This window comes from Algoriphagus jejuensis, from assembly GCF_039523455.1.
Lineage (GTDB): Bacteria > Bacteroidota > Bacteroidia > Cytophagales > Cyclobacteriaceae > Algoriphagus > Algoriphagus jejuensis.
Genome location: NZ_BAAAFI010000047.1, coordinates 196,809 through 209,163, shown reverse-complemented (window position 1 = coordinate 209,163; position 12,355 = coordinate 196,809). Strand labels below are relative to the sequence as shown.

Here is a 12,355-nt window from a genome sequence, read left to right as displayed (position 1 = left end):
GGTGTGGAAATATGGAAAACTCACGCCCTTCCTGTATACTTGGCCTTAAACCAATCCTGTCCTAACTTTTGGGGGATGCTCATGTGGCGCTGGTACTTTTTAGCGTAAGTAATAAGCTGATGGCCCAAGTTAAAAATGATATAGTCGTTCTTTCAAATGGTGAAATGAAAGAAGGAAAAGTAACCGGGGTTACAGACAGCAAGATTAAGTTTAGATATGCTGGAGAGGAGTTGGAATATGAATTTTCGAAATCGCAAATCTCCAAGATTGAATTTGGGAGTGGACGTGTGGAGACTTTTGGAGGAGATTCTGGCAGTGCACCGACACCAACAATAGTTCCCGTGCAACGATCTGCTGATCCTGCGCGCGCTCGACACACACAACAAAACGGCAGTACTTCCTTTTGATTTCGTGTCCAATGATGGCGGTATCGACCCGGAAGCGATGAGTAAATTGGTGCAGAGTAGTACGGCTAATTTCGTCAGAAATGAGTATCGAGCGATTACACTTCAAGATCCAATCACCACCAACGCTATTCTTGGCAAGAATAATATCGGCCATAGCAATATCTCGAATTTTGCTCCTGAGGAATTGGCAAAAATCTTGGGTGTTGAATTTGTGATCTATGGGATGCTGAGTATTACCAATAAAGGGGCGTCTACTTACGGAGGTGCTAGAACTTCCTATAAGGCGAAGGATTCCGGAAATAGCACCAAAGGAAACATTTTTACCTCATCAAGTTCCACAACGACCATCGACTACGACACTACGGTGGATTTTCGAATGTTTAATGATCGAGGCGTCAATCTATATGCACAATCCCGACATGTCTTTGGTACCAACATGGATGCATAGAAGGCGGGGGTAGAATATATGGCTAGAAGAACTCCATTTGGTTCGAAATATGGAAAAAAATAGTTTGGGGTGGAAAAGCGCTCCATGTCTCCCCCCAATGAAAAGGCCGGGAAAGATTTCTTTCTCGGCCTTTTCATTGGGGGATTTTCCTATCAGAGGTATTTTGAAGAAAGTTGGGCCACTAGATCGATGTAGCTATCGGCGGCTTCGGACTTGCTTTTGCCTTTGAATGCCATCCAGCTCGAGTATTTGGCAGCGGCTTTGAAATCAAATCCTCCGGGCCTTTCAGTTTCGTTGTCTCCCTCGGTCGCCTGCTTGTAAAGTCCGTATAGTTTTAACAGTTCCTCATTGCTCGGTCGAGTGGTGAATTTTTTAGTCAGTGCGACAGCGTCTTCCAGGGTCGTAGGCTTCATGGTTTATGAGTTTAGTTGTTTTTAGATTCCAAATATGCCACCAAATTCTGATTTCAAAAACATCATAAAATGAAAAAGCCATTCCGGATTGGAATGGCTTTGGTACAGTATAAGAATTGTTACCTCTTGTTTATGAAAACGTAATCACGCTCGGTAGCACCAACGTAAACCTGACGTGGTCTGCCGATTGGCTCTTTGTTTTCGCGCATCTCTTTCCATTGGGCTATCCAGCCCGGGAGACGACCCAAAGCGAACATGACGGTAAACATATCGGTTGGTATACCCAGCGCACGATAGATGATGCCGGAGTAGAAATCAACGTTTGGATAGAGTTTTCTGTCAATGAAATATTGGTCATTCAATGCGGCGTGCTCGAGTTCCTTAGCAATCTCCAACACAGGATCAGCCACTCCCAATCTGCCCAATACTTCATCAGCTGCTTGCTTGATGATCTTGGCTCTAGGATCGAAATTCTTGTACACTCGGTGTCCAAAACCCATCAGACGGAACGGATCATTTTTGTCTTTCGCTTTGTCGAGGTATTTTTTGGCATCACCGCCATCTGCTTTGATTGCTTCCAGCATCTCGATTACAGATTGGTTTGCGCCACCGTGTAGTGGTCCCCAAAGCGCATTGATACCTGCGGAAATCGCCGCGTAAATGGATGCTTGCGATGAACCGACCATTCGTACAGTAGACGTGGAGCAGTTTTGTTCGTGATCGGCGTGAAGAATCAACAGTTTGTCCAAAGCAGTAGCTACGATTGGGTCTGATTCGTATTGTTCGGCAGGTAGCGCAAACATCATCTTCAAGAAGTTGGCACAATAATCCAGATTGTTGTCAGGATAATTCACCGGATGCCCGATCTTATTTTTGAAAGCCCAAGCCGCGAAGGTGGGCATTTTGGCCAGCAATCGAACTATACTCAGATTTATCTCCTCCTCAGTCTGATTCGGATTTAATGAGTCTGGATAAAAAGCGGAAAGCGAGCAAATCAGAGAAGAAAGGACACCCATCGGGTGGGCATTGGATGGGAATCCAGCCAAAATTTTCTTGATGTCTTCGTGTACCAGCGTGTGCTGGGTGATTTCTTTGGCAAAAGCATCGTATTCTGCCTGTGTGGGCAGTTCGCCGTAGATCAACAAATAGCTGACCTCAAGGAAAGTTGATTTTTTTGAAAGCTCGTCAATTCGGTATCCGCGATACCTCAATATCCCTTCCTCGCCGTCAAGAAATGTGATTGCACTTTTGGTAGCTCCGGTATTTTTGTAGCCTGGATCTAGGGTGATCAAACCTGAGACATCTCGTAGTTTACCAATTTCAATTGCACTTTCATTTTCAGTACCTGTGATTACAGGAAATTCATATTCTTGTCCGTTGTAGGACAACTTGGCGGAATCAGACATAGATCGTTTTTGGATTACTTATTTAGAGGAAAACATCAAAACACGCCCTTAAGTTAATAAAATCGAAGGTTTTTAAGGGGATTATTATAGAGGATGATTGTATATTATTTCGAAAGCGATTTCGTAGCTGCTATTGGTTGGTTGAATTTTGCGGTATCTGCCTCATTTTGCGTTGGAATTCAAAAAGGCAGCAATGGGTTACAATTTTTTGCGGGAATAAAAAAAGCCCAAAAGGGCTTTTGAAATTCTTAGTCGCAGAAATGCGCAAATACTTCCACCAAGTGGTCGCCGATCATCTTGGCATTTCTCCCTTCGATGTGGTGACGCTCGATGAAATGGACAAGTTCGCCATCCTTGAACAAAGCCATCGCAGGAGAGGACGGAGGATAAGGCAATACTAGTTCTCTAAGTTTCTCAACAGCCTCGCGGTCGTTTCCTGCAAATACAGTAGCCAGGGTAGTTGGTTTCTTTTCGGAATTCTCTATGGCATAGCGGATCCCCGGTCTGGCAGCACCAGCGGCACAACCACAGACCGAATTGACTACCACTAGCGTGGTGCCCTTGTGATCTGGACCCAAATGCTCAGCAACTTGCTCGGAAGTTCTGAATTCCTGGAATCCAACATTTGAAAGTTCAGCTCGCATTGGAGCTATCAGTTCTTCAGGATACATATTGTTATGTTTTTAATTGTTCGTTTTTTATAGAAATCCCAATTCTAGTTTGGCCGCCTCAGACATCATGTCCTGCGAATACGGCGGGTCAAAGGTCACTTCCACTTCCACGTTGTTAATGCCTTGGATTTGCTGGATTTTATCCTTGACTTCGGATGGGATATATTCCGCAGAAGGGCAATTGGGCGAGGTCAGCGTCATCAACACATAGACGTTGTTGACAGGATACACCGTGATCTCATAGATCAGGCCCAGATCATAGACATCCACAGGGATCTCCGGATCATAGACCTGCTTGATGGCCATCACCACTTTGTCTCTCAGGTTGCTTACCTGTCCATTTTCTAACTTGCTTTCCGCTTCCATTTTCAGGCGTTTTGTTTGGCTTGAAATGCCACCGCGTACAGTTTCATTTGCTTGATCATCGAGGCCAGACCATTTGAACGCTGGCTGCCGATGATGTTTCCCATTCCGATCATTTCGATGAAATTCAGGTCTGCTTTCAAAATTTCCTCGGGGCTTCGATCGTTTAAAACCCGGATCAATAGAGAAATCAATCCTTTGGTGATATCAGTATTAGAGTCGGCTTGGTAGTGGACTTTTCCCTCGATTTCATCGGCAACCAGCCAAACTTTGGACTGGCATCCTTTGATGAGGTTTTCGTCTTTTCTTTCTGTTTCAGGAAAAGCTTCCAAGGTGCCTCCAAGTTCCATGATATAGAAAATCGTCGACTCCCGGTCCTCTCCAAGTATTTCAAACTCGGAAACTATCTCTTCCTGTATGTCTTTAATACTGCTCATTTATTCTTAAATCTAGCGATTTGGGCGATACCCTCCGCCAGTTTTTCGATTTCTGATTTGGTATTGTAAACCGAAAACGATGCTCTCACAGTTCCTTCAATCCCAAATCTTTTCATCAGTGGTTGCGTGCAATGGTGACCGGTGCGGACTGCAATCCCTTTCGCGTCCAACATTTGTCCTACGTCAAAAGGATGCATTCCGTTGATGTTGAAAGATAAAACCGAAACCTTCTCTGCGGCTGTTCCTATTGGGATAAAGCCTTTGATGTCATTCAGCAGTTCGTTGGCATGCGCCAAAAGTCCGTCTTCGTGGGCTTTGATCGCTGGCTTTCCCAGGGATTTGATGAAATCCAAGGCTGCTTTGAAAGCGATCACGTCGGCAATATTCGGTGTGCCTGCTTCGAATTTGAAAGGAATGTCGTTGTAGGTGGTCTTTTCGAAAGTCACTTCCTTGATCATTTCCCCACCTCCGAGAAATGGCGGCATCGCCTCCAGCACCTCTCTTTTTCCGTACAATACGCCCAAGCCAGTCGGGCCGTAAAGTTTATGTGCCGAGAAAGCCAGAAAGTCGCAATCCAGTTCCTGGACGTCGATTTCGAGATGAGAAGTAGATTGCGCTCCGTCCAACAGGACTTTGGCTCCAACAGCATGCGCGGCTTCGATCACCTTTTTCACCGGATTGATCGTCCCCAACGCATTGGAAGCATGGACGATACTGACCAGTTTGGTTTTGGGAGAAAGCAATTTCTCGAATTCCTCGAAAATAATTTCTCCGGCATCATTGATCGGAATGATCTTCAGGATTGCCCCGGTTTCCTCGCAGAGCATCTGCCAAGGCACGATATTGGAATGATGTTCCAGCGTGGAGATGATGATTTCTTCGCCGCTTCCGATGAACTTCCTTCCGAAAGTCTTCGCTACGAGGTTGATGCTCTCGGTGGTTCCTTTGGTGAAGATGATCTCCGCAGATTCTTTAGCTCCGATAAATTGCTGAACCGCTTCTCTGGTTTCTTCATAATATCGGGTAGCTCTGTCAGCCAAAGCATGCGCTCCACGGTGGATATTGGAGTTGTCGAGGCGATAATAGTTTGCCAACGCATCCAAGACCCCCAGAGGCTTCTGAGTGGTGGCGGCATTGTCAAAATAAATCAAGGGCTTGCCGTGTACTTCCTGATGAAGTACAGGAAACAAGCCCCTGATTTGGTTGATGTCTAAACTCATGGTGGGATTAGAATTTACTTCCCAATCGCTCCTGAACAAGCGAATCGCAATACTCGCGGAAGCTTTCCACTGCTATTTTTTCCAACACTTCTCCTGCGAAAGCGTGCAACAACAAGCCCTTAGCTTGGAGTTTGTCGATTCCTCTTGTTTGAAGATAGAACAGCGCTTCCTCATCCAGCTGACCTACGGTACATCCGTGGGAGCATTTCACGTCATCCGCCCAGATCTCCAACTGAGGTTTGGTGTTGACGGTTGCGTCTTCGGAGAGGAGGATGTTGTTGTTTTGCTGAAAGGCGTTGGTCTTCTGTGCGTCCTGACGGACAAAGATCTTTCCGTTGAAAACTCCTCTGGAATGGTCAGCCAGAATGCCTTTGTACAATTCGTTGGACTCCGCATGTGGAATGGTGTGGTCCACATTGGTATGATTGTCAACATGAGTCTTTCCATTCAGGAGGTAGATCCCGTACATATTTCCTTCGGAATTGCTCCCGATTAGATTCAAGTTCAGGTTGTTTCTGACCATGTCTCCGGAAAGGGAAATATTCACGGAATTGAATGTCGAATCTTTTTGAATGTCGGCTTCTATTGTACTTACCTCAGTGACGTTTTTACCTTCGTTTTGCAGTCTGTAATAGTGAATATGGGTGTTGATTCCACCTTTCACTTCCACCACCTCATTGACAAAGTAGCTGGAGTCTCCGAGGCTTACACTTTGGTCGATGAAAGTCACTTCTGCGAAATCTCCCACTTCGATCCAAACTCTTGGCTGGATGACTTGGCCAGTATTGGCTTGATCGAAGGAAAGCAGGAGAATTGGCTTTTCAACCTGGGTTTTCTTTGGAACCGAAATAAAAATCCCATCTTGGAAAGAAGCTTGATTCAGTGCTGCGAAGGCGTCTTTTTCAGGTTTGGCGATAGAGCCAAGTACTAGATCAGTCTTTTCAGAAATCAGGGAAATCTCGATTCCCTCGATGTTGGAAGAGAGTTCAGGGAGGAACTGTCCATTGGAAAAGACCAATAGGTCTCCCTCAAAACCTTCGTAAATCGCAGCCTTTACTTGCTCAGCGGTCACTGCTAGCGGCATGGCAGGAGAGAAGTCGGTGATTTTCTGCTCCAGCTTTTTGCTGATGTTGGTAAACTTATATTCTTCAGCTTTCACCGCCGGAATTCCCTGTGACAGGTAAGAGCCTTTGGCAAGTGTCCGGATTGACTCAAAGTTTTTGGGGGCGGATTCTAAAAGGCCGCTGAATGTATCTTGTTTAGTCAAGGTACTCATGATTGTGGTTTTAGATTCAGACAGTGGCTTGGGAATCAATTTCTTCTTTAATCCAGTCGTAGCCTTTTTCTTCCAGTTCCATAGCAAGCTCTTTGGTGCCAGACTTTACGATGCGGCCTTTGTAAAGCACGTGCACGTAGTCGGGAACGATGTAATCGAGCAAACGCTGATAGTGGGTCACCACGATCGTCGCGTTTTTGTCTGATTTTAATTGGTTGACTCCGTTGGAGACGATTCTCAAGGCATCGATGTCCAGTCCTGAATCGGTTTCGTCCAAGATAGACAAGGTCGGCTCCAGCATCGCCATTTGGAAGATCTCATTTCGTTTCTTTTCTCCTCCGGAAAAACCTTCGTTCAGCGATCTGCTCAGTAACTTTTGGTCGATCTCGACGAGCTTCATTTTCTCCTTCATCAAAGTCAAAAATTTCACAGCATCCAAAGGCTCCAAACCTCTGTATTCGCGAACTTGATTGACCGCTGTTCGGAGGAAATTGGTAGACGAAACACCAGGAATCTCTACGGGATATTGGAAAGCCAGAAAAACACCCTCTCTGGCACGATCTTCAGGAGCAAGATCAAGGAGGTTTTTCTCTTTGAAAGTAACTTCGCCTTCGGTTACTTCATATTCTTCACGGCCTGCCAACACTGAAGCCAAGGTGGACTTGCCGGAGCCGTTTGGTCCCATGATGGCATGCACTTCGCCGGCCTTTACTTCAAGATTGATTCCTCTCAGGATTTCATTTCCCTCGATCGATGCGTGTAGATTTTTTATACTTAACATAATTCGAAATTTGACTTTTGAAATTTGAGATCAAGAAGCGTTCAAATGCTATTTGAACTTATTTCCTCGATACTCGCTGTCTTTAAAATATTTCATAAAACCTGAAATTGACTTAGGAATTTCAAGGCTCGCTGAGACCATTTCTTGAAGTTTTTCTTCAGAAATATAAATTTTGCCAAAGGCTCTAAAGCACTGTGGCCTGGCTTTTCCCGCGGATCCATTGGAAATGCCCAGGGAAGGGATGAATACTATATTTCCTTCTCTTTCAAAGCCTTCGGCAATATTGTCTGAAATAGAACCAGTGAGACGTTGATTTGATTTCGGAGGAAATCTTTTTCGAAACCATCCTGCAATGTCAGTTCGGAGATTTCTTTGGACAATGCTCTGACTTGTTGCCAGATAACCAAATCTTCAAAGCGACTGATGGTTCCGATAATTTCAAACACCGAACCTTAAATTTCTAATCTTTTAACCTACCGACCCCTCAAGAGTCAGCGCCAGCAGCTTCTGTGCTTCGACAGCAAATTCCATTGGAAGTTGATTGAGGACTTCTTTTGCGTAGCCATTGACGATCAGCGCGACTGCATCTTCAGTGGCGATTCCACGTTGGTTGCAATAGAAGATCTGATCCTCGCCGATCTTGGAAGTGGTCGCTTCGTGCTCGACCTTGGCACTGGGATTATTGATGTCGATATATGGGAAGGTGTGCGCACCGCAACGATCTCCCATCAAGAGGGAGTCGCATTGGGAGAAGTTTCGGGCGTTGTCTGCACGCTTCATCACCTGCACCTGACCTCTGTAAGAGTTTTGGGATTTTCCTGCGGAAATACCTTTGGACACGATTCGTGATTTGGTGTTTTTTCCGATGTGAATCATCTTGGTACCCGTGTCTGCCTGCTGATAGTTATTGGTCACAGCGACGGAGTAGAACTCACCGATGGAATGATCACCTTTCAAGATGCAAGATGGGTACTTCCAAGTGACTGCGGACCCTGTTTCTACCTGGGTCCAAGAGATCTTGGAATGATCTCCTGCGCAGATTCCTCTTTTGGTTACGAAATTGTAGATGCCGCCTTTGCCATTCTTGTCACCTGGAAACCAGTTTTGGACGGTGGAGTATTTCACCTGCGCATGTGCGCCGGCGTAGATTTCCACGACAGCGGCATGTAGTTGGTTTTCGTCACGAGAAGGAGCCGTGCAGCCTTCCAGGTAGCTGACGTATGATTCGTCATCTGCAACGATCAGCGTCCTCTCGAACTGCCCTGTGTTGGCGGCGTTGATTCGGAAGTAAGTAGAGAGTTCCATCGGACAACGAACGCCTTTGGGGATATAGCAGAAGGATCCGTCAGAGAATACTGCGGAGTTTAGGGCTGCATAGTAGTTGTCAGTCATCGGTACGACTGATCCCAGATATTTTTGGACCAGTTCGGGATGCTCCTTTACAGCTTCGCTGAAAGAACAGAATACGATCCCGAGTTTGGAAAGTGTGCCTCTGAACGTGGTAGCAACCGAAACGGAGTCCAATACGGCGTCAACGGCGATGCCCTGCAATCTCTTTTGCTCATTCAAAGAAATGCCCAATCGCTCATAGATAGCGATCAGTTCGGGATCAACTTCATCCAGGTTTTTGGATGTTTTGATCTGTTTTGGGGCAGAATAGTAACGAAGCGCTTGGAGGTCAATTTTCGGATAGTGAACATTGGCCCATTCCGGTTCGGTCATAGTCAACCAAGTCCGGAATGCCTTCAATCGCCACTCCAATAGCCATTGAGGTTCTTCTTTTTTAGCAGAGATCCAGCGAATGATGTCTTCATTCAGGCCAATCGGAGCCTCATCGGCTTCGTAATTGACTGACCAGCCATGCTCATATTCTTTGGATGTTAGTTCTTCTAAAATTGAGTTGTCTTTGCTCATGTGCTGAGTTATTTAGACTAATTATATTTTGAATGCGAAGGTACAACATATAATTAAAATATAATGTTCGCGGCCATTCGAATTATCTATGAGCGATGTCAAAAACGAAAGAAAAAGTCTTTAAATCACGCTGATTTTCAATAAACCTGTAGAAAAAATAAAAATCCGGACTAAGCCGGAATTAAAAGTAACGGGAGAAATTTCGTCGAAAATTCTTTATTTGTTTTTAATCTAAATAGAGCTATTTCTCTTTGTCAAAAAACTGAATTGGTCGGTTGATACTTTCCTCCAGTACGATCAAAGTCTCTGTTCTATCGATTCCCTCTACTTTTTGGATCTTGTCAAGGACGAGTCTGAGATGGTTGGTATCGCGGCAGATGATTTTCGCAAATATGGAATAGTTGCCAGTAGTGTAATACGCACTGACGACCTCGGCGATTTCCTTCAAGCTCTCGATGACCGTGTCATATAATGAGCTTTTCTCGAGGTAAATTCCCAAAAAGGCCGAGATATCGTAGCCCAGTTTCGAAAAGTCAATATTGAGCGTCGCGCTTTTCACGATCCCCATATCCTCCAATTTTTTCATCCTCACGTGCACAGTTCCAGAGGATACAAAGACCTTTTTGGCAATTTCAGTGTAAGGTGTTTTTGCGTCTTCGTTGAGCAAAGAGATAATTTTTAGGTCTATGTTGTCGATATCTAAAATTTTGTCCATTTTCCTGTGTAGGATTTAGATGATTGTTAATGAAGGATGCTGTAAATTACAAATTGTTCAAAATATTGCAAAATATTTTTTTCAATTTGTAATTAATCGTAAAATCCATTTACTTTGGGGCTATCAAACAATGGCGATTGAAAATTTGGTTTTTTAGCTAATAAATTGACAGATAGCTCTGATCCAATTTAAAAAACGAAACAATCACTAATCGATTCGAAACTTTTAATCTCTAAAGTTATATTTGGGTTTATATTCTGAAAAGGGTCTCGCTAGTGGCGAGACTTTTTTGTTTTTCGACCCTCTCTTTTTTTTGAGCGGTGGGACACGCTTTGGTTTGCTTCCTTACTTTTAAGCAACCAACCTTACTTTCCCATGAAGAAAATTACGCTTATGGCAGCCGCCTGCTTTGCGTCAGGCGTCGCTGCTGCTCAGGTTAGATCCTTTGAACCTGAAAAACTTTTTCCTGAGAAAAACGAGAAATCGAAATTTTATACCGTATCGGGCGAAAGACATGGCCCTTCATTCTTTAAGAAGTTCGAATTCCCGGAAGTTGAATATCAGCCTGGCGAAAAGCTGACTTTCGACAAATATCACACAGTGGATGTGATGTATGCCTGGTATGAAAAATGGGCCGCAAGCTACCCTGAGATCGTGGATCTATATGTCATCGGGCATTCATTCGAAGGTCGGCCGATCTATCAGATGACCTTGACCAATAAGAAAACAGGGAAAGACACAGACAAACCGGCGGCCTATTTTGAAGGTGGGCGTCACTCTGGAGAGATAACATCAAGTGAGTCTATTCTTTGGCTCACCAAGCACCTGATAGAGAGTTATGGAAAAGATTCGGAGATCACCGCTTTGATCGATTCTAAAGCGATCTACCTCCGACCTCAAAACAATCCTGATGGCTCAAATCTATACCTCCGCACCGAGCAGAGAAACAGAAGTACTGTCCGGCCAAATGACAATGACCGAGATGGCCTGCTGGACGAAGATCCCGAGGAGGACATGGATGGTGATGGCATCATCTACCAGCTAAGAAAGAAAGCCGTGACTCCGGAGGAAAAGGAAAAAGCCAATTTCGTCATCGACCCCAAAGATCCCAAAGGTCGACTGATGGATCGGACTTTTCCGGGAAAAGGAGAGTATCTGATGTACACAGAAGGGTATGACAATGACGGAGATGGAAGCTACAATGAAGACGGCATCGGCGGACTGGATCTGCACCGCAATTACCCGGAAAACTGGAGGCCGAATTCCGGTGGGGACCTGACTGGCCGAGGCTACACCCAGGGAGGAGCAGGAGAGTACCCTTTAAGTGAAATAGAAACTCGCACTACGGCGTTGTGGATGCTTAGCCATCCGAATATCTCGGTAGTCAATTCCATGGATACCCGGGTGCCAATGCACCTGAGACCACCGTCCACTTCCAAAGGAACCGACCGAATGTATCCTGAGGATTTGGCGATCTATGAGGAAATGGATCAACTCGGACTGTCCTTCACAGGATACCCTTGGGCTGGCGACGTGTACGAGACCTATTCTACCAGATACAAAGTCAACTCGATGACCGGAGATCCGCTGAAGCCGGAGCCGCTTTTCGGTCACGGACCTGACTTTGGCTACTTCTACTATGGCAGTATCTGGTATGGTGATGAGCTATGGAATGGCGGCGCGATGAAGGACTACGATGGCAACGGGATCTACGATGAATACGATGGGCTGATGTGGGACGACGAAGCCAACGAAAGCAAAGGCTTCAAAGTATGGACACCAATGACTCATCCGACATTGGGTGAGGTGGAAATAGGTGGTTTTCATCCGAAGTTTTTTGCTCAAAACGGACCGCCTTGGCAGTTGGAAGACTGGGCCAAAAAGCAGGCCCTGTTCAACCTGGCCATGGCCAAAAAGCTTCCTCAGCTCACGATAGCTGATATGAAAGTGAACAAGCTTTCCGACGGGGAATTTGAAATTACCCTCGAATGGAGCAACACAGGACAATTGCCTGTCGCTTTGGAACAGGCCAAACTCGTGAAGATCGTCCAGGAAGATCGAGTCTCCTTGGACTTTGATAAGGAGCTGACCAAAGGCTACGAAGATGCCAAGGTGAAAATCACCGCTCCAACGCTGCATGACAAAACCATTTACTCAGGATATACCGGGGTAGGGGAAAAGAAGTCGGCCACCTTCAGAGTGAAGGTCGAGGGAAATGAGGCAGTCAAAGGAAAGATCAAGCTTTCTTCAACCCGCGGAGGCTATTTTGAACGGGAATTTACGCTTAACCAATAATCAATTACC

14 protein-coding genes are annotated in these 12,355 nt (G+C 45.4%); 3 read left to right on the top strand and 11 right to left on the bottom strand.

The genetic code is table 11. The features are described 5' to 3' along the window. The first annotated feature begins 119 nt into the window (after positions 1-119). Both ABD031_RS20005 and ABD031_RS20000 read left to right on the top strand, forming a co-directional pair. The gene (locus tag ABD031_RS20005; protein ID WP_343854561.1) at positions 120-407 is read left to right on the top strand and encodes a hypothetical protein; all 288 of its coding nucleotides are present in this window, start codon (positions 120-122) and stop codon (positions 405-407) included. Between the two features lie 37 nt (positions 408-444). Continuing rightward, the gene (locus ABD031_RS20000; protein ID WP_343854559.1) at positions 445-855 is read left to right on the top strand and encodes a hypothetical protein; all 411 of its coding nucleotides are present in this window, start codon (positions 445-447) and stop codon (positions 853-855) included. 152 nt (positions 856-1,007) lie between these two features. Here ABD031_RS20000 and ABD031_RS19995 read toward each other — a convergent pair whose 3' ends face one another. The 11 genes from ABD031_RS19995 to ABD031_RS19950 form a co-directional block, all read right to left on the bottom strand. After that, positions 1,008-1,268, bottom strand: a complete 261-nt coding sequence (locus ABD031_RS19995; protein ID WP_343854558.1) for an acyl-CoA-binding protein — start codon at positions 1,266-1,268, stop codon at positions 1,008-1,010. Positions 1,269-1,387: 119 nt separating this feature from the next. Next, positions 1,388-2,674, bottom strand: coding sequence for a citrate synthase (locus tag ABD031_RS19990; protein ID WP_343854556.1), 1,287 nt, complete (start codon positions 2,672-2,674; stop codon positions 1,388-1,390). A 248-nt stretch (positions 2,675-2,922) separates the two neighbouring features. After that, positions 2,923-3,345, bottom strand: coding sequence for a BrxA/BrxB family bacilliredoxin (locus tag ABD031_RS19985; RefSeq protein ID WP_343854554.1), 423 nt, complete (start codon positions 3,343-3,345; stop codon positions 2,923-2,925). Positions 3,346-3,372: 27 nt separating this feature from the next. Then, positions 3,373-3,711: an iron-sulfur cluster assembly protein gene (locus ABD031_RS19980; RefSeq protein WP_343854553.1), complete on the bottom strand. Its 339-nt coding sequence runs from the start codon at positions 3,709-3,711 to the stop codon at positions 3,373-3,375. 2 nt (positions 3,712-3,713) lie between these two features. Then, complete coding sequence (locus ABD031_RS19975) at positions 3,714-4,145, bottom strand: SufE family protein (RefSeq protein ID WP_343854551.1); 432 nt, start codon at positions 4,143-4,145, stop codon at positions 3,714-3,716. Beyond that, positions 4,142-5,365 (bottom strand): SufS family cysteine desulfurase, encoded by a 1,224-nt coding sequence (locus ABD031_RS19970; RefSeq protein ID WP_343854548.1) that lies wholly within the window; start codon positions 5,363-5,365, stop codon positions 4,142-4,144. The genes ABD031_RS19975 and ABD031_RS19970 overlap by 4 nt, the downstream gene beginning before the upstream one ends. A gap of 7 nt (positions 5,366-5,372) precedes the next feature. Next, positions 5,373-6,641, bottom strand: a complete 1,269-nt coding sequence (sufD, locus tag ABD031_RS19965; RefSeq protein ID WP_343854547.1) for a Fe-S cluster assembly protein SufD — start codon at positions 6,639-6,641, stop codon at positions 5,373-5,375. 16 nt (positions 6,642-6,657) lie between these two features. Continuing rightward, positions 6,658-7,422: a Fe-S cluster assembly ATPase SufC gene (sufC, locus tag ABD031_RS19960; RefSeq protein WP_343854546.1), complete on the bottom strand. Its 765-nt coding sequence runs from the start codon at positions 7,420-7,422 to the stop codon at positions 6,658-6,660. Positions 7,423-7,470: 48 nt separating this feature from the next. After that, positions 7,471-7,776, bottom strand: coding sequence for a four helix bundle protein (locus ABD031_RS22420; RefSeq protein WP_425542807.1), 306 nt, complete (start codon positions 7,774-7,776; stop codon positions 7,471-7,473). Positions 7,777-7,890: 114 nt separating this feature from the next. Then, the gene (gene sufB / locus ABD031_RS19955) at positions 7,891-9,336 is read right to left on the bottom strand and encodes a Fe-S cluster assembly protein SufB (RefSeq protein WP_343854544.1); all 1,446 of its coding nucleotides are present in this window, start codon (positions 9,334-9,336) and stop codon (positions 7,891-7,893) included. 241 nt (positions 9,337-9,577) lie between these two features. Beyond that, positions 9,578-10,051, bottom strand: coding sequence for an Lrp/AsnC ligand binding domain-containing protein (locus ABD031_RS19950; RefSeq protein ID WP_343854543.1), 474 nt, complete (start codon positions 10,049-10,051; stop codon positions 9,578-9,580). Between the two features lie 375 nt (positions 10,052-10,426). Here ABD031_RS19950 and ABD031_RS19945 point away from each other — a divergent pair, with 375 nt between their 5' ends. Further along, positions 10,427-12,346: a M14 family metallopeptidase gene (locus ABD031_RS19945; protein ID WP_343854541.1), complete on the top strand. Its 1,920-nt coding sequence runs from the start codon at positions 10,427-10,429 to the stop codon at positions 12,344-12,346. Positions 12,347-12,355 lie beyond the last annotated feature (9 nt).

Excerpts from the sequence above, each read along its gene's own strand:
- ABD031_RS20005 (WP_343854561.1), top strand. The coding sequence starts at position 120 with ATGGCCCAAGTTAAAAATGATATAGTCGTTCTTTCAAATGGTGAAATG.
- ABD031_RS20000 (WP_343854559.1), top strand. The coding sequence starts at position 445 with ATGAGTAAATTGGTGCAGAGTAGTACGGCTAATTTCGTCAGAAATGAG.
- ABD031_RS19995 (WP_343854558.1), bottom strand. The coding sequence starts at position 1,268 with ATGAAGCCTACGACCCTGGAAGACGCTGTCGCACTGACTAAAAAATTC.
- ABD031_RS19990 (WP_343854556.1), bottom strand. The coding sequence starts at position 2,674 with ATGTCTGATTCCGCCAAGTTGTCCTACAACGGACAAGAATATGAATTT.
- ABD031_RS19985 (WP_343854554.1), bottom strand. The coding sequence starts at position 3,345 with ATGTATCCTGAAGAACTGATAGCTCCAATGCGAGCTGAACTTTCAAAT.
- ABD031_RS19980 (WP_343854553.1), bottom strand. The coding sequence starts at position 3,711 with ATGGAAGCGGAAAGCAAGTTAGAAAATGGACAGGTAAGCAACCTGAGA.
- ABD031_RS19975 (WP_343854551.1), bottom strand. The coding sequence starts at position 4,145 with ATGAGCAGTATTAAAGACATACAGGAAGAGATAGTTTCCGAGTTTGAA.
- ABD031_RS19970 (WP_343854548.1), bottom strand. The coding sequence starts at position 5,365 with ATGAGTTTAGACATCAACCAAATCAGGGGCTTGTTTCCTGTACTTCAT.
- sufD (WP_343854547.1), bottom strand. The coding sequence starts at position 6,641 with ATGAGTACCTTGACTAAACAAGATACATTCAGCGGCCTTTTAGAATCC.
- sufC (WP_343854546.1), bottom strand. The coding sequence starts at position 7,422 with ATGTTAAGTATAAAAAATCTACACGCATCGATCGAGGGAAATGAAATC.
- sufB (WP_343854544.1), bottom strand. The coding sequence starts at position 9,336 with ATGAGCAAAGACAACTCAATTTTAGAAGAACTAACATCCAAAGAATAT.
- ABD031_RS19950 (WP_343854543.1), bottom strand. The coding sequence starts at position 10,051 with ATGGACAAAATTTTAGATATCGACAACATAGACCTAAAAATTATCTCT.
- ABD031_RS19945 (WP_343854541.1), top strand. The coding sequence starts at position 10,427 with ATGAAGAAAATTACGCTTATGGCAGCCGCCTGCTTTGCGTCAGGCGTC.